This is a genomic window from Streptomyces fildesensis (assembly GCF_016107395.1).
GTDB lineage: Bacteria > Actinomycetota > Actinomycetes > Streptomycetales > Streptomycetaceae > Actinacidiphila > Actinacidiphila fildesensis.
The window spans coordinates 60,466-79,655 of sequence record NZ_JAAIKO010000011.1 but is presented as its reverse complement, the minus strand read 5'-3'; the positions used below and the strand labels follow the sequence as shown (position 1 = coordinate 79,655).

General features: G+C 70.4%; 14 protein-coding genes. 7 read left to right on the top strand and 7 right to left on the bottom strand.

Annotation, left to right across the window (positions count from 1 at the left end; all coding sequences use genetic code 11):
- Positions 1-8 precede the first annotated feature (8 nt).
- The 6 genes from C6N31_RS18140 (at position 9) to C6N31_RS18115 (ending at position 5,062) form a co-directional block, all read left to right on the top strand.
- The gene (locus tag C6N31_RS18140; RefSeq protein WP_198357835.1) at positions 9-1,349 is read left to right on the top strand and encodes an ABC transporter substrate-binding protein; all 1,341 of its coding nucleotides are present in this window, start codon (positions 9-11) and stop codon (positions 1,347-1,349) included.
- 118 nt (positions 1,350-1,467) lie between these two features.
- Positions 1,468-2,772 (top strand): pectate lyase family protein, encoded by a 1,305-nt coding sequence (locus tag C6N31_RS18135; protein WP_198357834.1) that lies wholly within the window; start codon positions 1,468-1,470, stop codon positions 2,770-2,772.
- Positions 2,773-2,983: 211 nt separating this feature from the next.
- Positions 2,984-3,388: a hypothetical protein gene (locus C6N31_RS18130; RefSeq protein ID WP_198357833.1), complete on the top strand. Its 405-nt coding sequence runs from the start codon at positions 2,984-2,986 to the stop codon at positions 3,386-3,388.
- Positions 3,385-4,149 carry a transcriptional regulator gene (locus tag C6N31_RS18125; protein WP_198357832.1) on the top strand — a complete coding sequence of 255 codons (765 nt, stop codon included), beginning with the start codon at positions 3,385-3,387 and terminating at the stop codon, positions 4,147-4,149. The genes C6N31_RS18130 and C6N31_RS18125 overlap by 4 nt, the downstream gene beginning before the upstream one ends.
- A gap of 37 nt (positions 4,150-4,186) precedes the next feature.
- Positions 4,187-4,621, top strand: a complete 435-nt coding sequence (locus tag C6N31_RS18120) for a roadblock/LC7 domain-containing protein (RefSeq protein ID WP_138351594.1) — start codon at positions 4,187-4,189, stop codon at positions 4,619-4,621.
- Between the two features lie 66 nt (positions 4,622-4,687).
- Entirely contained in the window at positions 4,688-5,062 is a 375-nt protein-coding gene (locus C6N31_RS18115; RefSeq protein WP_138351595.1) for a hypothetical protein, read from the top strand.
- A gap of 62 nt (positions 5,063-5,124) precedes the next feature.
- Here C6N31_RS18115 and C6N31_RS18110 read toward each other — a convergent pair whose 3' ends face one another.
- The 7 genes from C6N31_RS18110 to C6N31_RS18080 are packed head-to-tail and all read right to left on the bottom strand — an operon-like array spanning position 5,125 to position 16,007.
- A complete protein-coding gene (locus C6N31_RS18110; RefSeq protein WP_138351596.1) occupies positions 5,125-5,838 on the bottom strand; it encodes a glycoside hydrolase family 12 protein in 714 nt (237 codons plus the stop codon).
- Positions 5,811-8,102: a glycosyl hydrolase family 95 catalytic domain-containing protein gene (locus tag C6N31_RS18105; RefSeq protein WP_307811461.1), complete on the bottom strand. Its 2,292-nt coding sequence runs from the start codon at positions 8,100-8,102 to the stop codon at positions 5,811-5,813. The genes C6N31_RS18110 and C6N31_RS18105 overlap by 28 nt, the downstream gene beginning before the upstream one ends.
- Entirely contained in the window at positions 8,099-10,096 is a 1,998-nt protein-coding gene (locus tag C6N31_RS18100; RefSeq protein WP_138354568.1) for a beta-galactosidase, read from the bottom strand. Before C6N31_RS18100 ends, C6N31_RS18105 begins: the two co-directional genes overlap by 4 nt.
- 25 nt (positions 10,097-10,121) lie before the next feature.
- Entirely contained in the window at positions 10,122-12,296 is a 2,175-nt protein-coding gene (locus tag C6N31_RS18095; RefSeq protein ID WP_138354569.1) for a WD40/YVTN/BNR-like repeat-containing protein, read from the bottom strand.
- A gap of 50 nt (positions 12,297-12,346) precedes the next feature.
- Positions 12,347-13,300 carry a carbohydrate ABC transporter permease gene (locus C6N31_RS18090; RefSeq protein WP_198357831.1) on the bottom strand — a complete coding sequence of 318 codons (954 nt, stop codon included), beginning with the start codon at positions 13,298-13,300 and terminating at the stop codon, positions 12,347-12,349.
- Complete coding sequence (locus tag C6N31_RS18085; RefSeq protein ID WP_138354571.1) at positions 13,297-14,328, bottom strand: ABC transporter permease; 1,032 nt, start codon at positions 14,326-14,328, stop codon at positions 13,297-13,299. The genes C6N31_RS18090 and C6N31_RS18085 overlap by 4 nt, the downstream gene beginning before the upstream one ends.
- The gene (locus C6N31_RS18080; RefSeq protein ID WP_232485351.1) at positions 14,325-16,007 is read right to left on the bottom strand and encodes a type 2 periplasmic-binding domain-containing protein; all 1,683 of its coding nucleotides are present in this window, start codon (positions 16,005-16,007) and stop codon (positions 14,325-14,327) included. The genes C6N31_RS18085 and C6N31_RS18080 overlap by 4 nt, the downstream gene beginning before the upstream one ends.
- Before the next feature lie 304 nt (positions 16,008-16,311).
- Between C6N31_RS18080 and C6N31_RS18075 the strand changes: the two genes are divergently transcribed.
- On the top strand, positions 16,312-19,173 hold the full coding sequence (locus C6N31_RS18075) for a glycoside hydrolase family 3 C-terminal domain-containing protein (protein WP_269283765.1): 2,862 nt from the start codon (positions 16,312-16,314) through the stop codon (positions 19,171-19,173).
- Positions 19,174-19,190: the final 17 nt, after the last annotated feature.

Here is a 19,190-nt window from a genome sequence, read left to right as displayed (position 1 = left end):
GAGCCGCCATGTCAGAACCGACGAACCCACACCGCAGATCCCGTCTGATCGCCGCCACTGCGCTCATCGCCACCCTCGCACTCACCGCCACCGCGTGCGGCGACTCCGGCACCAAGTCCGGTGACGAGGGCAAGGGCCAGGGGAAGATCGTCTTCTGGGACAACAATGGTGGTGTGCGCACCGCCGTCTGGAAGCAGATCATCGCCGCTTTCGAGAAGAAGAACCCGGACATCAAGGTCGAGTACGTCGGCATCCCGATCGCCGATGTGCAGAAGAAGTACGACACCGCCATCGCGGGCGGTGGGCTGCCCGACGTGGGCGGCGTGGGCACGGCGTATCTGGCCAACATGGTCGCGCAGAACGCCCTGGAGCCGCTCACCGACCGGATCGACGGCAGCGCTCTGAAGGGCAAGCTCGTCACCGGCATGGTCACCAGCGTTCTGGCTGCCGGTGGCGATGCCAAGCAGCTCTATGAGGTGCCGACCTCCGCCAACCAGGGCACGCTGTGGTACCGCACGGATCTGTTCACCGCCGCCGGCCTGCAGCCGCCCACCACCTGGGCTGGTCTGTACGCGGCGGCGGACAAGCTGACGGACGTCGAGAGCAACAAGTTCGGCTTCACGTTGCGCGGTGGGAAGGGCTCGATCGCGCAGGCGCTGGAGATGATGTACGCCCAGTCGGGGATCGACACCTTCTGGAACGGCGACCGGACCACGGTCAACGACCCCAGGAACATCGCCGCGTTGGAGAAGTACGCCGGCCTGTACAAGAAGGCGACTCCCGAGGCCGATCTCAACAACGACTTCGTGAAGATGGTCGCCGAGTTCGACCAGGGCAGCATCGGGATGCTGCAGCACAACCTCGGTTCGTACACCGACCATGTGAAGGCGTTCGGGAAGGACAGGATCGACGGCATCCCGTTGCCGCCGTCCACCGACGGCGGGGTGCGGACGGTCGTGTCCAACCCGGTCGACGGGCTCGGGCTGTTCAAGTCAGGCACGAACAAGGCCGCCGCCTGGAAGTTCATCGAGTTCGCCGCCTCCGCCGAGATGAACAGCCTCTGGAACGAGTCGGCGGGCGCAATCCCGGCCAACACCGGCACCGCGGGGGACAAGTGGATCACTGACGCCAAGCCGACCAAAGCCGCGATGGACTCACCCAACGACCCCAAGACCAAGATCGTGCAGTTCCCCTACTACCTGCCGGACTGGAACAGCATCACCAAGGCCGACTCCGAGCCGGACTTCCAGAAGCTGCTGCTCGGCAAGACCTCGGCCAAGGACTTCGCCGACAAGCTCGCGGACAAGCTCAACGCCGCGCAGGCGGACTACAAGAAGCACAAGAGCTGACGTCCGCGGCGGGGCGGACGCTCCGACCGCCGCCCCGCAGCGGCCCCACCCCCTTCACCGCACCCGTTCACCGCACCTGGTCCTTCCACCCGTTCACTTCCTTTCAGCGGGAGCCGCAATGAGAAGAATGTGTCATGCCCATGTAATTGCCGCACTGATCGGCTGCGCCTCGCTGGCGCTGGCCGTGCCCGCGCAGGCCGCCCACCCCACGGCACCCGCCCGTGCCGTACTGCCCGCAGGGGACGGCTGGGCGTCCTCGGGCACCGGGACCACCGGCGGCGCGGTGGCCGACGCCGCCCACACGTTCACCGTCAGCACCCGCGCACAGCTCGCCGCCGCTCTCAACGGCGGCGACGCCACGCCCAAGATCATCCAGATCAAGGGCACCATCGACGGCAACACCGACGACGCCGGGCAGCCGCTGACCTGCGCGGACTACGCCACCGACGGCTACTCCCTCGACTCCTACCTCGCTGCGTACGACCCGGCCACCTGGGGCACCGGCACCCTGCCCGCCGGTGCGCAGGAGGACGCCCGCGGCGCCTCCGCCGCCCGTCAGGCCGCGCGGGTCGAGCTCGCGGTCGGCTCCAACACCACCATCGTGGGCCTCGGCAACCACGCCGGGCTGCTCGCCCTCGATCTTCAGATCAAGAACGCGGACAACGTCATCGTCCGCAATCTCACCTTCGAGGACGCCTTCGACTGCTTCCCCCAGTGGGACCCCACCGACGGCGCCACCGGCAACTGGAACTCCGAGTACGACAACCTCGTCGTCTACGGCGCCACCCACGTCTGGATCGACCACAACACGTTCACCGACGGCCGCCGCCCCGACGCCGCCCAGCCGTTCTACTTCGGACGGATCTACCAGCAGCACGACGGTGAACTCGACATCGTCAAAGGCGCCGACCTCGTCACCGCCTCCTGGAACGCCTTCACCGACCACGACAAGACGCTGCTCTTCGGCAACAGCGACAGCGCCGGTGCCACCGACGAAGGCAAGCTGCGCGTGACCCTTCACCACAACCTTCTCCAGGGCATCACCGAACGAGCGCCGCGGGTCCGCTTCGGACAGGTCGACGCCTACAACAACCACTACGTCGTAACGCCGGGCCAGGAATACGTCTACAGCCTCGGAGCCGGCTACCGGTCCCAACTCGTCGCGGAGGCCAACGCGTTCACGCTGCCCGGGTCGGTCGGCGCCGACCGGGTCATCGCGTACTGGAAGGGCACCGCGATGACGGAGGAGCACAACGCCGTCAACGGCAAGGAAACCGACCTCCTCGGCGCGTTCAACGCCAGCCACCCCACCACGGTCATCGCCGGTGACGCGGGCTGGACTCCCACCCTGCGCACCCGCGTCGACAGCCCCACCGCGGTTCCGCACCTCGTCGACTGCGGCGCGGGCGCAGGGCGGCTGTAGCGGGACAGCACTTTTGATCGCCGGGCGGGCCGACACGACCGGCCCGCCCGCGACCGACTATGCACCTGGCAAGGGCGGAGCATAGTCCAACGCTGCGTGTTTTCGCGGGAAATCACCTTACGTCCGCATCCGGCGCATCGCCGTGCGTAGTCTCACGGTCACCGCAGTGCGGCTGAGGTGCTCAACTGCCGCGAACCGAGAGGGAATCCGCGTGCCCGGAATCGATGAGTGCTTACTCGAAGCGATGGGTCTGCCCGGTGCACGGGGAGCCGCCGTCGTCGAGTGGACCACGGGACTGGCACTCGGCACTCTCGGTGTATCCCCCACGAACGACTACGAGACCACGGCGGTCGAGACGGCCGAACTGGCCCGGATGGCCGCCGAACACACCGCCTTCGCAACGGCTGGGAACCACGGGGACGCCGAGGCCGCCAAGGGATCGCCCGTCGAGGACGTCATCGTCACGACCCCCACCAGCTATCACCTGCTGCGCTTCGTCGACACCACCTTCGACAGCAGCGTGTTCTTCCATCTCTGGCTCGACCGCGACGAGGGAAATCTCGCCCTTGCCCGGATCCGGCTCCAGGGACTGGCCGAGCGTCTGGTGCTCGGATGAGAGCGCTGAACCCCTCGATGCTGGTCCGTATGGCCGGAGACCGGGCCACCGGTGCCCTGCTGCGGGAGACGGGCACGGTCTATCTGCTCGACGGAGAGGTCGTCCACGCCGAGAGTCCCGCGGCACCCGGCGTCGACGTTCTGCTGCTCGCCCGCCGCCGGCTCTCCTCGGCGGAGTGGCAGGAGACGATCGACCGGGCAGGGGCACGGTGCCGGGTCGGGCGCAGCCTCGTCGAGAGCAATCTGCTCACCAGCGGGGAGTTGGAGATCTGCCATCTCGGTGCGGTCTTCGACGCCGCGTTCTTCGCGCTCGCCCCCAGAACCGGCCCGACCCGCTTCCGCTACGGAGCCACCCACTGGTTCGGGCCCGTGCGCCCGCTGCGCGCCGAAGTCGTCGAGCGTGAGACCCGGCGGCGGCAGGAGCTGCTGGACCGGATCTGGCCGCACCCCGAGGTCGACAGCGCGCCCGTCGTCCGCGACCGGGCGGCCGACAACCCCGCGGTCACCCGGCGGCAGCGGGCCGTCCTCGATCTGGCGGACGGCATACGGACCCCGTTCACGATGGCCCGGCTGCTGGGCCGTCCCGCCTTCCACACCCTCGTCGACGTGCGCCGGCTGGCCGCCGCCGGGCACCTGCGGACCCCCCGCAGAGCGGCGGCGGCCGAGCCTTCCCCCATCCCGGCCTGGGTCGCGGACCTGTCCGCGGACCCCGACATATCCCTGCTGCGCCGACTGCGTGACGCATTGGAGGCAACCCTGTGATCTTCCGGCCCGCCCATGAGGCACCGGCAACGCCGTCATGAGACGCGCAATGAGACAGCGCGCCGAGAGGAGACAGCTGATGGCGACGGAAGCCGATGTCCTGGAAGAGCTCCGAAGGTTACGGGCCCGCGTTCCGCATCTCACCGGCGTACTCGCGGCGAGTACCGACGGTCTGGTGCTGGCCCAGGACCTTGCCACCCCGGAGTCCGAGACCGTCGCGGCGCTCAGCGCGGCCGTGCTCTCGGTCGCCCTCCGCCTGGCGGACGGGACCGACCGGGGCGCGTTCCGGGAGCTGCTGGTCCGGGGTGAGCAGGGCTATGTCGCCACCTATGCGGCGGGCGTCTCCGTCGTTCTGACCGCATGGGCAGGGACGGACGCCAACGTGGGCCGACTCCATTTGGAGGCCCGCCGGTGCAGTGCCCGCATCGCCGAACTGACCGACGGCACGCTGATCCGGCCCGAGACCACCTGACCGCACCACCGTTCCGACGCGTCACCTACCGCACACCACCGAAAGACCGGAAGGAAGTACCCGCTCATGGCGAACATCGAGATCTGCCTCAAGGAAGCGACGACATCGATCGAGGGCACGCTGGGTGTCGCCCTCGTCGACTACACCAGCGGCATGGCACTGGGCACTCTGGGCGGCGGCAAGGACCTCGACCTGACGGTCGCCGCCGCCGGGAACACCGACGTGGTGCGCGCCAAGGTGCGCACCATGGAGATGCTCGGCCTCAAGGACGAGATCGAGGACATCCTCATCACCCTCGGCGGCCAGTACCACCTGATCCGGCTGATCAAGGGGCGCGGCAAGAACGGCCTCTTCCTCTACCTGGCCCTGGACAAGGGGCGGGCCAACCTGGCGATGGCCAGGCATCAACTCAAGAAGATCGAGGCCGAACTGGAGGTCTGACGCGGCTTGCGCACCGCCGGCCACGCGGCGGAGCCTGTGCAGGCTCGGCCGCGTGGCGACCATCAGGACGAGGTGACGCTGTAGCTGTTGGTGTTGAAGTTCAGGCCGCCGGAGGACGAGGTGATCTCGTAGCCGAACTGGACGTTGCCGAGGGTGATGTTGGAGAACCAACCCTTGGTGTTCTTGATCCAGTTGAGGATGGCGAGGATGTCGACCGTGCCGGAGCCGGTGTTGCCGGTGCGGACGAAGGAGAAGACCGCGTTGGAGCCGTTGCTGCCCTTGTAGACGGTCCAGGTGTGGCCGCCGAGCGTTATGTTGCCCTGGGAGGTCCCGAGGGGTCCGACCGCGCCGGTCCTGTTCATCCAGAGCATGATCTCGTAGGCGTTGGCGGAGTCCCACACGTCGTACGCGGTCTCGTACGCGCCAGTGCTCGGGACCGTGACGTTGAAGCTGCTCTTCACGCTGGAGAGCGAGGACAGCGGCTTCCCGACGTACTTGGTGACGTTGGGGTAGGACTTGATGCCGCCGGTGTTGGGATGGTTCGCCCAGACACCCCAGTTGCTGTACGAGTTGGCCCAGATGGTCTGGGCGCCGGCTCCGCCGCCCCAGACGTCGTTGTAGAGGGTGTAGCCACCGTTGGACCAGGTGGCCCACTGGTCGGAGGACGACCAGGTGGCGGCCTGGGCGGGCGCGGCGAGCAGGCCGAGGACGGCGAGGAACGCCAGGATCGGCGTCAGTAGCGTCGTCCTCAGGAACGGGCGCGCGGTTCTGCGCATGGGGGGACTCCCTTGCTGAGTGGGGGGTTGGTGGGGGGAACCCCGCCGAGGGGGAGGTTCAGGACCAGGTCCCGGTCGGCGGGGAGACGGTGGGGGTGCGGCCGGCAGTCGGCTCCGGTCTGCAGGCGCACCGTGAGGTCGGTGGCCGCCCGCAGGACGACCCGCAGCCGGCGGGCGGGCACCGACCAGGACAGCTCGGTGACGGTGACGCCGCAGCGGGTGCGGATGCCGCGCAGGGTGCCGGTGGGGAGGAAGACCGGCAGCGCGGGAAGGAGCACGAGGCGGTCGCGGGTCGAGTGCAGCAGCGCCTCGATGAGCACGGAGGGCAGGGTGTGCGCCGCGTCGGCGTTGTACACCGCGCGTCCCGGGTAATGCGAGCTCATCAGGCCGGCGTGGAAGAAGTCCTGGTCGAGCACGGAGAGCAGGGCGCCCGCCACGCGCTGTGCGTCCCCGAGCCGGGCCGCGACGAGCGCCGTGTGCAGGTGGCCGTGGGCGGAGTCGTTCTCGGCGCCTCGCAGTTCGAGGGCGCGGCGTGCCGCCCGGGCCAGTTCGGGGGTGTCGCACGGGTTGATCTCGTCGAGCGGCCACACGGGGTAGAGGTGGCTGATGTGCCGGTGGTCGTAGGCGTCTGGGGCACGCTCCGGATCGCCCGGCCAGGACCATTCCGCGAGTGCGCCGTCACGGTTGGTCCGGTAGGGCGGCAGCCGGTCGGCGAGCGCGGCGTGCGCGGGCTCACCGGTGGCTCGCAGAGCGTGCCGGGCGGCAGCGATATCCATGGTGGCGTTGGCCGTGACGGGGCTGTCGGCGCCGGCCGGGGTGTTCTCCGGGGAGTAGGAGGGGACGAGGACGAGCGCTCCGCCGGGGCCGGTGCGGGTCAGGAAGTCCTCGTAGAACGCGGCGGTCTCGGCGAGCAGCGGGGCGAGGACCTCGTGCGCGAAGAAGCGGTCGCCGGTGACGGCGGCGTGGTCCAGGAGTGGGTGCAGTAGCCAGTCGGCTCCGGCGGTCCACAGATGCAGCGGATAGGCGTCGGAGTAGTGGTAGGCGCGACCGGACAGGCCGTCGCTGTGGGCGGGGGCGACGATGCCACGCGTGCCGAAGAGGCGGGTCGCGTTGTCGCGCCAGTCGTCGAGCTGCGAGCGGATGAGTGCGGCCAGGGCGAGGGAGACCTCCGGCAGTGCCGCCACCGCGGCGGAGGACATCTGCAGATTGAGGTTGGCGTCGCAGGTGAACGCGCCCTGCCAGGCCGTCTCCCAGTCACCGGTCCAGATCCCGGTGAGGCGGGGCGGCAGCAGGCCCGAGGAGGACAGCAGATGGTGGCGGCCCGCGTCGAACAGCCGCTCCAGCAGCGCGAGTCGGTGTGTCACGGGATCGGCGAGCAGCGTCGAGGCGGGCAGCGCGCGATGCCCCTCCGGGGCGTCGAGATCGAGCTCCACGCGGTCGTACGGTTCCTGGTGGAGGGGCCGGTGGCGGGCGAACAGCGACTCAAAGGACCGCCGCGCCGCGGGCGCGCCGGGGGCGCTCCAGGGGGCGACGCGGGTGAGGAGGGTGAGCTCCGTGCAGCCTTCGGCGGACGTCGTGCCGCCCGACGTGCGCAGTGTGCCCGCGCGAGCGATGACCCGGGTCCAGCCGGAGTACCCGAGGTCGCTGTGCGGGTAGCGCACGGAGGTGGAGATCAGCGCCTCGGCCACCCGCTCTCCGCAGTCGGCGGCGGTGCTCTGCACGTGGAGCTCGTCAGGGGCTCCGGGCAGCCGTACGTCGTGGCGGATCTCCGCGGTGATCGTGCCGTACGGGGGCGGGGTGAGGCGATGGACGATCACGTCGTCGGCGCGCGAGACGAAGCATTCGGCGGTCCAGCGGCCGCCGTCCTGGGTCCAGGTGGTGCGGACGGTGCCGGTGCGGTAGTCGATCGCGCGGCGGTAGCCGGTGATTGGTGTGCGCGGTCGCCGGACGCGGACGGCGAAGGCGGGGTGGAAGGGGCGGACCCACTGCAGGGGCCGGTCGCCGACGGTGCGGTGGACGGCTTCGGCGGCGCGCCCCGCCAGGATGTCGTCGCGCAGTCGCTCCAGTCCGTCGGCCAGGTGCGGCGCGCGGCGGTCCTCGGCGCCGTTGGGCCGGACGAGCAGGTGGTGGTTGACGACCACCTGCTCGTCGGCCGGGTCGCCGTGCACCATCGCACCGTGCCGTCCGTTGCCGGTGAGGAAGGCGTCCTCCCAGCGGGCGGCGGGGAGCGGATCCCAGTTGCCGCGCCGGCGGATCGCGGTCACGATCCGGCCCGCCGCAGGACGGCGACGCCGTAACGGTCGAGGTGGATCTCGTCCGTGAGGTCGCGGCCGGTGAGCAGGTCGGTGTGGGCGCCCGGGACGGGCACCGTGGCCGGGTGCCGCCCGTGGTTGAGGAGGAAGAGCAGGTCGCCGCGGTGTACGGCCTCCACTGCTGTGGGGAGGGCAGGCAGTGGGGGCCTTACACCGGGCTCGTCGGCGGCGCGGGTGAGGAGGGCCCGCAGCGCCGCGGGTTCGGGGAGGACCGACACGTACCAGGCGGTGCCGTCTCCGTAGGGGTGGCGGGTCACGGCGGGGCGGCCGTCCAGGACGCCGCCTTTGTGGACGGCCACCGGGTGCGCGGTGGAGACTTCGAGGTCTTCCGACCAGAGCGTGCCGAGGAAGGTGCCCAGGGCGGCGTCCTCGAGGGTGACCGTCTCCCCGTCGTCGAGCGGCCACCATTCGTGGACCGCGGCCAGGCCGAGGAGTTCGCGCAGCCGGACGTCCACGCCGCCGGCACGGATGCGGTCGTCCTGGTCGGCGACTCCGGTGAAGAAGCCGCAGACCAGGGTGCCGCCCCCGCGGACGTAGCCGGCCAGGTTGTCCAGGGCGGCATCGGTGAGCAGGTAGAGGTGGGGGACGAGCAGGAGCGGGTAGTGGCTCAGATCCGTCTCGGGGTGGGCGAAGTCGGTGGTGATTCCGCTCTCCCACAGCGCCTGGTGCCAGGAGCGCAGGACCTGCTCGTAGTCGAGACGGGTGGAGGGGCGGCCGGGCTGCTGGCCGGCCCACCAGGCGTTCCAGTCGTGCAGGATCGCGGCCTGCGACTCGACGCGGCCGCCCACGGCGGCCGCCAGCCGGACCAGGTCCGCGCCGAGGCCCTTGACCTCCTGGAAGGTGCGGCCGCCCGCACCGGTGTGCGTGAGCATCCCGGAGTGGAACTTCTCGCTGCCCTGGCGGGACTGCCGCCACTGGAAGAAGCACACGGCGTCGGCGCCGCGCGCGACGGCCTGCAGCGACCACAGCCGCATCAGGCCGGGCGGTTTGGGGTGGTTTACCCCCCGCCAGTTGACCGGGCCCGCCGCCTGTTCCATGAGCATCCACGGGCCGTCGGCCTGCGAGCGGGTCAGGTCCTGGACCATCGCGCCGTACGCACCGCCGTGCGGGTCCTTGGGATCCGGGTAGATGTCGACCGAGACGACGTCCTCGCGGCTCGCCCAGGTCCAGCCGTCCTGGCCGATCCACATCGGCATGAAATTGGTGGTGACCGGTACCCCGGGGCTGTGCCGGGCGACGATGTCCCGTTCTGCGGTGAAGCACTCCAGCAGCGCGTCGGAGGTGAAGCGGCGGAAGTCCAGGCCCTGGGTCGGGTTGACGATGTACTGGACCTTGCGCGGCGGGACGATCTCCTCCCAGGAGTCATAGCGCTGGCTCCAGAAGGCGGTGCCCCAGGCTTCGTTGAGGGCTTCCAGCGATCCGTAACGCGCGCTCAGCCAGCGGCGGAAGTGGCGGGCGGTCTCGTCGCACCAGCAACTGGTGCAGTACTCGTTGTTGATGTGCCACATCCGCAGTGCCGGGTGATCGCGGTAGCGCTCGGCGAGGTCCTCGGTGATCCGGCGGGCGCAGTCGCGGTAGACGGGCGAGCTCGCGCAGAACTGGTTGCGCGACCCGTACCAGATCACCGAGCCGTCCTCGGAGCGGGGCAGCGTCTCGGGGTGACGGGCACCCATCCAGGGCGGCGGCGAGGCGGTGGGGGTGGCCAGCACCGCGCCGATGCCGTTCGCGTCCAGCAGGTCCAGCACGCGGTCGAGCCAGCTGAAGTCGCGTGCTCCCGGGCGGGGTTCGAGTCGCGCCCAGGAGAAGACCCCGACGGTCGCGGTGTTGACCCCCGCGTCACGCATCAGGCGGACGTCCTCCTGCCACACCTCTTCGGGCCATTGCTCGGGGTTGTAGTCGCCGCCGAACAGGATCCGGCCGCGGGCGGCGTCGTTCAGATCGGGCATGGAGGACACTCGCTTCGTCGGGAGGTCAGAGGGCGTCTGCGTACTGGATGCCGCGGCCGTTGGTGCCGAGGTAGACACGGCCGTGGATACGGGGGTCGCCGGTGATCGTCTGTCCGGTCCAGCCCCACTGGTGGGCGTCATCGTTGATCCGCAGCCAGCTGGCGCCCGCGTCGTCGGAGCGGAAGACACCCGTGACCCCGTTGATCCGGGCGACGTGGAAGAGCGCCGGATATCCCCGCGGGGTGAGGGACCTGCCGAATCCGAGGGTGTAGGAGGCCTCCACGCCCGGGACGCGCACGAAGGTGGCGCCGCCGTCGGTGGACCGCAGCAGACCGCTGTCCTTGGCCGACAGCCACAGATCGCCGCAGCGTCCGGGAGCGGCGCCGATGCGGTACTGGGTGTCGCCGGCGGGCAGTCCGGTGGCGGCGGCTGTGAAGACCGCGCTGGCGTCCGTGGAGACGAACAGCGTCCCGGAGCCGGTGTCGTAGGCGTAGCAGCGGGCCGGGTCGACGGGGTCGGCCACCGGGGTGGCGCCCTGGGGGAAGGTGCCCACCTCGGTCCAGTGGGCGCCGTCGTCGGTGGAACGCTGCGTCGGATAGGTGGTGCCGCTCCAGTGGATCAGCGACCACAGCAGCGTGCGGCCGTCGGCGCTGACGCAGACGGGGCCGGGCGCGCTCGCGGCCTGCTCGGGCTGGGCGGCGAAAGGCGTCCAACTGCGGCCGCCGTCCTCGGAGTAGGCGCCGTTCCGGGTCGACGACCAGCCGGTGCGGACCACGTACGAGGGCTTGAGCGCCGCCTGGTCCAGGCCGGTGGTTGAGCCGAAGACGGGGCCGGTGTACATGCCGGCGGCGGGGGAGAAGTCGAGGGAGTCGTGGTAGAAGCCGCCGATGTCGCCGAGAGCGGACAGCAGGTGGGCGGCTCCGGTAGGAGGGGAGATGAGCTTGGTGACGGCGGTCTCCTCCAGCCCGCGGATCTGCGGGGCCCAATGGACCAGGTCGCGGGTGCCGAACACGGTGGCGCCGGTGCCGTAGACGACGTGGCGGGAGTCGTGCGGGTCGATGCCGACGGTCTGGATCCACCAGCCGAACTTCGGCGCGGCCTCGCCCCACCGGAGATACGGTGTTCCGGTTACGTCGAGGACGGCGGTGTCCTTGAGCGAAGTCCAGGTCAGACCGCCGTCGGTGGTGCGGAACAGGGTGTCGACCGAACCCCAGCGGTTGTTGGTGGAAGCGATCACCGTGCCGGGGCGGCGGGCGTCGGCGGCCAGGCCCGCATAGCCGAACCGGTCTCCCTCGGCGGGCTGCACCGGAGTGATGTCGCGCCAGGTGCCCGCGGCGGTGTCGAGCCTCCACACCGAGCCGTCGGCCATGCCGTTGGGCCCGGGAGCGTCGGCGTAGGTGACGTACAGAATGCCGCAGGAGTGGACAGCGCGCTGTGGGGTACGGACGTTGGCCCCGGTGGGCTGACCGGGTACGGCTTCCCAGGTCATGCCGTCGGTCGTCCGGTACAGCGCGCTGCCTCCGTCGCCCCAGCCCGCGTAGAGGACGCGTCCGGCCGCGGCGAGGAAGGTGACGCCCTGCCCGGTGGCGGAGGGCGCGCCGGGGAAGGCTTCGGCGCGGGCCCAGCTCGCGCCGCGGTCGGACGACTTCCACAGTCCGTCGTGCCGGGTCCCCAGCCACAGCACACTGCTGTTCCGCGGGTCGACGAGGAGGCGTTCGCCCGTTCCCCGCCCGTCCTCGTTGGCGCCGAGCCGCACCGTGAGATCCGTGCGCGACCAGGTGGCGCCCCGGTCGTCGGACCGCAGTACGGCGCCGGGGGAGGCCCATGACTGCGCATAGGTACCGACCGCCAGGTACAGGCGGTCGGGGTGCGACGGGTCGACGGCCATCGCTTCGACGCCGAGGAGGTTCCAGTCGTCCCAGCCCAGCGAGTCGTTCAGCGCGGTCCACCGCGCGGTGCGCTCCTCCCACCGGTAGGCGCCGCCGATGTCGGTGCGGGCGTAGGCGAGGCCGCGCACGGCCGGGTGGAACAGCACGCCGGTCACGAAGCCGGCGCCGCCGATGGCCACGGTGCGCCAGCGGTGGGGCCGTGCCGGGTGTGTGTCGGGCTGCGCGGCACGGGCCGGGACCGCGGGCAGGGCGGCGGCGGCCGCACCGGCGACCGATCCGAGCAGCACACCGCGTCGGCTGGGCAGGGGCATGACGAAGACCTCACTGTGCTGGGGGAGTGAGCGGAGGGTCGGACGGGGCGTCAGCCCTTGACGGCGCCGATGAGCATGCCCTTGTGGAAGTGCTTCTGGACGAACGGCGAGAGCACGGCGACGGGCACCAGCGCCAGTACCATCACCGCCATCTGCACCGACAGGCTGGAGATCGCGCCGCTGCTGACCGCCTGTCCCATGGCGCCGGGCGGGACTTCCTGCTTCAGCACGATCTGCCGCAGGATCATCTGCAACGGGTACTTCTCGCTGTCGTTGATGTAGATGCTGGCGTTGAACCACTGGCTCCAGTAGCCGACCGCGTAGAAGAGCGAGACGACGGCGATCACCGCTCGGGACAGCGGCATGATGATCCGGAACAGGATCCGCCACTCGCCGGCCCCGTCGATGCGGGCGCTGTCGATGAGTTCCGGTGCCACGCCCATGAAGAAGGAGCGTAGGACCAGGATGTTGAAGACGCTGATCGCGCTGGGCAGGATCATCGACCAGTAGCTGTCCTGGAGTCCGATACCGGTCACCAGCAGGTAGGTGGGGATCAGTCCGGCGCCGAAGAACATGGTCAGCATCAGCGTCATCAGGATCGGGCGGTGGGCGAAGGAGCCGGTACGGGACAGCCCGTAGGCGCACAGGATGGAGACCGCCATGCTGAACGCCGTGCCGACCAGCGTGACCACGATGCTGACCAGGGCGGCGCGGGTGACGATCCCGCCGCTCAGCAGTTCGGTGTACGACCGGAAGGTGATCGTCTTGGGCCAGAGCACCAGGCCGCCGGCCTCGGTGATGGTCCTGCTGTCGGACAGGCTGGTGACGACCACCACCCACAGCGGCGCCAGGATGGACAGGCAGACGACGACGAGGGAGAGCCCCTTGATCCCCTGGCCGATCGCGCTGGGTTGCTCCTCCCACACCGGTCGTCCGCCGGTCCTGTCGATCTTCTCCAGGGGCGTGGCGCCCCGGCTGTCCGGGTCGGTGAGTATGGCGGTCATTTCTTGGAGTACACCCCCTGCTCGCCCAGCAAGTGGGCGGCCCGGTTGGCGAGCAGCACGAGGAGCACGCTGAACACGCCCTTGAAGATTCCGGCGGCGGCCGCGTAGCCGAAGTCGCCGGTCTTGATGCCCGTCCACCAGACGTAGGTGTCGAGGATCTCCGAGGCACCGGGTCCGACCGCGTCCCGCTGGAGGAGGATCTGCTCGAAGCCCGCGTTGAGCGAGTCGCCGACGCGCAGCACCAGCAGCAGTGCGATCACCGGGCGCAGCGCGGGCAGCGTGATGTGCCACATGCGGCGCCAGCGGTTGGCGCCGTCGACGGCGGCGGCCTCGTACAGGTCCGGGTTGACGGCGCTCAGCGCGGCGAGGAAGACGATCACGCCCCAGCCCGCGTCCTTCCAGACCGCCTGCCAGGTCACGAGGAACTTGAACAGCCCCGGGTTCGTCATCAGGTCGAAGCCGTCCACGCCGTGCTGCCGCAGGTGCTGGGCGATGAGTCCGGCGCCGCCGAACATCTGCTGGAAGACGGTGATGACCAGCACCCAGGAGAAGAAGTGCGGCAGGTACACGATCCCCTGAACCCAGGCGCGGACGCGGTCGTTGAAGACGCTGTTAAGCAGCAGGGCCAGCGCGATGGGGATCGGGAAGAAGAGGATCAGCTGGGTGAAGGTGATGCTGAGGGTGTTGCCGATCACCTCCCAGAAGCGGTAGTCCTCGAAGAGCCGCTGGAAGTTCTCGAAGCCGACGAAGGGGCTGCCGGTGATGCCGGCGCCGTAGACGTCGTACTCCTGGAACGCCACCACGTTGCCGAGCAGCGGCACGTAGTTGAAGATCAGCAGCAGGACGACGGCCGGCACCGTCATCAGCAGCAGGGTGCGGTCGCGCCGGAAGCGCTGCCGGCGGGTGATGCCGGGGGCGGGCGGCTTCGGCGTCGGAGCCGCCGCCGGGGCGGCGTGCTCCTGCCGGGCCGTGCCGTCGGTGCCGGGGTGCCGGGGCAGCCCCGCGGCGACACGGACCCTCGTCCTCACGCCCCGCTGCCGTTCTTGTCGAGGATGTCCTGGTAGAAGGCGCGCAACTGCTCGCCGCCGCTCTTCTTCCAGGTGCTGACGGCGTCCTCGACGGCGCTGACGGGCTTGCGGCCGCGCCGGATGTCCTTCTGCAGGTCGTCGAAGCCCGTGTAGAGGGAGGCGTAGCGGGTGGGTTCGACGACCTGCATGCCGTAGAACATCGGCTTCTTCAGATGGGGTGCCTGGCGTGCCATCCAGCCCGCGTAGTCCTTGACCATCTGCGGCTGGTCGGGGTGCGCGATGGAGGGCGGCGGGGCGGCGAGGAAGTAGAGCGTGGCGGGCTGGGCCTCCTGGACGCCCTGGTCGGTGAAGGCCGGGGCGCCGTCCTTGAGGTGGTAGTGCGTGCCCTCGACGCCGTAGTTGACGAGCTGGAACTCCTTCGAGCCGAACGGGGCGGCCGCGTAGTCGGCTATCGCGAGCAGTTCCTCGATCTTCTCCTTGGGGAGGTTCTTGTTGAGGAAGCTGAAGATCCCGGCCTGGTCGTCCTGCCACAGCAGCGGGGTACCGCCGTCGGCCGCGAAGTAGTCCAGCGCCTGCATGTCGAACTTCGGGTTCTGCTTGGACTGTTCCGAGACCATGCCGTACCAGCCGCCGGTGCCGTCCTGGTACATGACGGTCTGGCCGGAGGTGAAGCGGATCTTCGCGTCGCCGTCCTTGCCCGCGTCGGCGTCGGGGTGGACCAGTTTCTGGTCGTGGAGCTTGCGGGCGAAGGCGAGCGCTTCGCGGTACTCCTGGGTCTCTATCTTGTGGACGAGCTTGCCGTCCTTGAGCTGCCAGTAGTGCGGCGCGTCCGGGAGGACGCCGTAGAGCTTCTGGATGCATGTCCACAGGTCGTCGAAGGCCCACCGCTTGTTCTTCGCGTCGGTGACCGACTTGCCGAAGGAGACGATCTCGTCCGCCGTCTTCGGCAGCGCCACGCCGGCGGCGTCGACGAGGTCCTTGCGGTAGAAGATCGCGTTGCCGAGCACGCCGCCGGAGTTGGGCAGGCCGCGCAGTTTGCCGCCGAAGACCGCCATCTGCCAGGCGCCGGTGGGGATGGCCGCGAGGTTCGGGTACTTCTTGACGGCGTCACCGGACAGGTACGGGCCCAGATCGGCGAACCTGTTCTCGATGGCGTTGCGGATCTGGCCCTGCATGTTCCAGCCGGGGATGGTGACCAGGTCGGGGATGCCGCTCGACGCGAGCACCGCGCCGATCTTCTCCTGGTAGGTGGTGCCGTCCAGCGGGTCGAACTCCACCGTGGCTCCGAGCGCTTCGTCGACCGCCTTGTAGTAGGCGTTGTCCTTCTTCGGGACGGTCCCCCAGATCGGGGTCATCGCCTTGAAGGTGCTTCCCTTGCCGGGTTTGGCCTTGACCGAGACGACCAGCGGGTCGGGGAGCTTGGTGAAGCCGGGGCTCGAGCCGTTCACGCCGGGGACGTCCGGGGCGACCAGCGTCGAGGGTACGTAGGCGGGCAGCACCTTCTTCAGCGCGTCGCCGGTGGCGACGCTTCCCTTGTTGCTCGTGCTCTTCGAGGACGAGCACGCGGTGAACAGGGGGCCGCCCGCGGTGATCGCGGCTACGGCTATCGCGCCGGTGAGGAAGGTTCTCCGGCTGGGAGTGGCTGGTTCGGCCGGAGCCGGGGCCTGGGAGTTCGGCATTGCGTCAACCCTTCGTGGCGGCACCAGGACACGTGGCGGAGCACGCCGGCCGGCATCTCAATGGGGTCTGGCAGAAGATGGGGAACCATCGGTCGAAGCGCTTCGATGTTGCGATGAGGTTAAGTGTGTGTGGCGGGCCGCGCAAGAGTCCGCAGTGCGCGGAATCGCCGACCGCACCGGCAAGGGACTGGGGACTTTGGGCCGTTACCGTCGTATGCCTTGACAGTGCCGACCCCTCACACCAGCATCGAAGCGCTTCGAAGCCCATAGTCGTTCCGCGCCTGTTCTACTCGAAGGGGCCTGTGTGACCACCGACGACCTGCCGTTCCGCGATCCGCGACTCCCCCTGGCCGACAGGGTCGAGGACCTGATCGGACGGCTCACACCCGACGAGCGGATCGCGATGCTGCACCAGTTCGCCCCCGCGGTGCCGCGGCTGGGCCTGGACGCCTTCCGTACCGGACAGGAAGCGCTGCACGGCGTCGCCTGGAGCGGCCCGGCCACCGTGTTCCCCCAGGCCGTCGGTCTCGGTGCGAGCTGGGACGCGGAGCTGGTGCGCGCGGTCGGGGAGGCCGTCGGCACCGAGGTGCGGGCGATGCGCTCGCGCGACTCCCGCGTGGGGCTCAACGTCTGGGCGCCGACTGTCAACCTGCTGCGGGACCCGCGATGGGGCCGCAACGAGGAGGGGTACTCGGAGGACCCGCGACTCACCTCCGATCTCGCCACCGCCTACACCTCCGGGCTGCGGGGCGACGACCCGGTCCACTGGCGCACCGCGCCGGTCCTCAAGCACTGGCTGGCGCACAACAACGAGACCGCCCGCGACACCACTTCCTCCTCCGTGCGCCCCCGCGTGCTGCACGAATACGACCTGCCCGCCTTCCGCGGACCCATCGAGGCGGGCACCGTCGCCGGAGTGATGCCCGCGTACAACCTGGTCAACGGCCGCCCGAACCACGTCTCCCCGCTGCTCGACGAGCAGCTGCGCCGGTGGACCGGCCAGGATCTCATCGTCTGCTCTGATGCCGGCGCCCCGTCGAACCTGGTCGACTCCGAGCACTACTTCGACTCGCACGAGGAGGCGACGGCCGCCGCGCTGCGCGCCGGAGTGGACAGCTTCACCGACCACGACCAGGACTCGTCGAAGATCACCGACAGGCTGAACGGTGCGCTGCGGCGCGGCCTGATCGACCAGAAGGACATCGACACCGCGGTACGCCGGCTGCTGGCCCTGCGCGTCCGGCTCGGTGAGTTCGACCCGGACCGGGGTCCGTACGCGGCCACCGACCTGAGCTCCTACGACACCCCTGCCCATCGCGCGCTCGCGCTGCGGGCGGCGGAGGCCGACGTGGTGCTGCTCAAGAACGACGGGCTGCTGCCGCTGGACGGGAGCGGTACGCGAACGGTCGCGGTGGTCGGCCCGCTCGCCGACGAGGTGAAGACGGACTGGTACAGCGGCAGCCTGATCCGGCGCGCCTCGCTGGTGGACGCGTTGCGCGAGCGCCTGGGCGCCGACCGGGTGATCTTCGCCGAGGGCGCGGACCGGGTCCGGTTGCGGACGGCCGACGGCTGGGTGCAGGTGCCGGAGCCCGCCGCGGACGTCGCCTCCCGCGCGGGCGAGGCCTCCCTGAACCCGGCACACCTCACCGGCCGCACGGACCTGCCCCCCGTGCGCCTTGGCGACCGGCCCACCGAACTGACCCTGACGGAGTGGGGCGAGGGCCTGCTGACGCTGCGGGCGCCCTCCGGCCGCCACCTGACCGTTGCCGAGGACGGCTGTGTGCGCGCCGCCGCCGACCAGCCCGGCGGCTGGATCGTGCAGGAGACGTTCAGGCTGGAGCAGCACGGCGACGCTCACCTCCTCGAACACCCGGGTACGGGCCGGTACATCCAAGTCACCGCCGACGGGCTGAAGGTTGCCGACCAGGGCACCGCGTTCACAGTGGAGATCACCGGGCGCGGCCTGGAGGAGGTGGCGCACGCCGCTGGCGCCGCCGACACCGTGATCGTCGTGGCGGGCAACGACCCGCACATCAACGGCCGTGAGACCGAGGACCGCCGGACGCTGGCCCTGCCGGAGCGGCAGGACGCCCTCTGGCGCGCCGCCCACGCCGCCAACCCGCGCACGGTCCTGGCCCTGACCTCCAGCTACCCCTACGCCGTCGCTGAGGCCGATGCCGCGCTTCCCGCGCTGCTGTGGACCGCGCACGGCGGCCAGTCGGCGGGCACCGCCCTCGCCCGCGTGCTGTTCGGCGACGTCTCCCCGTCCGGACGCCTGCCCCAGACCTGGTACGCCGCCGACGAGCACCTGCCGGACCTGCTCGACTACGACATCATCAGCGCGGGCGCCACCTACCTCTACTTCCGGGGAACGCCCCTCTACCCCTTCGGCCACGGGCTGTCGTACGCGTCCTTCGACTACCGCGAACTGGACCTGTCACTCGAGGGCGACATGGTCTCCGGCACGCTCACGGTCACCAACACCGGCCGTACCGCCGGCACCGAGACCGTCCAGCTGTACGCCGGGGCGCCCGACACCGGGGTGCGGCGGCCCGCCCGCAGCCTCATCGGGTACGGCCGGCTGTCCCTGCCGCCCGGTGAGTCCGGCACCCTCGCCTTCACCGTGCCGCTCGACCGGCTCGGCTTCTGGGACGTGGCCCACGGGCTGTGGACCGTCGGCCCGGGCGCGTACGAGATCCAGGCCGGCGCGTCCAGTGCCGACATCCGCGTGACGCGCATCCTCACGGTCGGTGGCGAGCCACCCGCCCCGCGCCAGGTGCGCGGGCGCGGCCTCGCGGGCGCGGACTTCGACGAGCAGGGCGGCGTGGTGCTGGTCGATCGGTCGAAGGAGCGCGGCGACGCGGTCACTCCGGGCGGTACGGAGCCGGGCTGGCTGCTCTTCCGCGGCTGCGACTTCGGCAGGGAGGGGCCGGACACGGTGGTGGTGCGGGTCTCCCGGGAAGAGGCCGCTCCGAGCGGGGCATCGCTCGAACTGCGCCTGGGCGACGGCACGGCGCTGGCGACCGTCGACGTGCCGGTGACCGGCAGTCGTTACGCCTACGCGGACGTGCGGGTACCGCTCGACGCCGTTCCGGCAGGCGTCCACGACCTGCACCTGAGTCTGCGCGGCCCGGTACGCCTGGACCGGCTGGACTTCTCCCGCTGATCCAGCTGATCCCGCTG

Coding starts and splice junctions, on each gene's coding strand:
- C6N31_RS18140 (WP_198357835.1), top strand. CDS start 9: ATGTCAGAACCGACGAACCCACACCGCAGATCCCGTCTGATCGCCGCC.
- C6N31_RS18135 (WP_198357834.1), top strand. CDS start 1,468: ATGAGAAGAATGTGTCATGCCCATGTAATTGCCGCACTGATCGGCTGC.
- C6N31_RS18125 (WP_198357832.1), top strand. CDS start 3,385: ATGAGAGCGCTGAACCCCTCGATGCTGGTCCGTATGGCCGGAGACCGG.
- C6N31_RS18120 (WP_138351594.1), top strand. CDS start 4,187: ATGAGACGCGCAATGAGACAGCGCGCCGAGAGGAGACAGCTGATGGCG.
- C6N31_RS18115 (WP_138351595.1), top strand. CDS start 4,688: ATGGCGAACATCGAGATCTGCCTCAAGGAAGCGACGACATCGATCGAG.
- C6N31_RS18110 (WP_138351596.1), bottom strand. CDS start 5,838: ATGCGCAGAACCGCGCGCCCGTTCCTGAGGACGACGCTACTGACGCCG.
- C6N31_RS18100 (WP_138354568.1), bottom strand. CDS start 10,096: ATGCCCGATCTGAACGACGCCGCCCGCGGCCGGATCCTGTTCGGCGGC.
- C6N31_RS18095 (WP_138354569.1), bottom strand. CDS start 12,296: ATGCCCCTGCCCAGCCGACGCGGTGTGCTGCTCGGATCGGTCGCCGGT.
- C6N31_RS18090 (WP_198357831.1), bottom strand. CDS start 13,300: ATGACCGCCATACTCACCGACCCGGACAGCCGGGGCGCCACGCCCCTG.
- C6N31_RS18080 (WP_232485351.1), bottom strand. CDS start 16,007: ATGCCGAACTCCCAGGCCCCGGCTCCGGCCGAACCAGCCACTCCCAGC.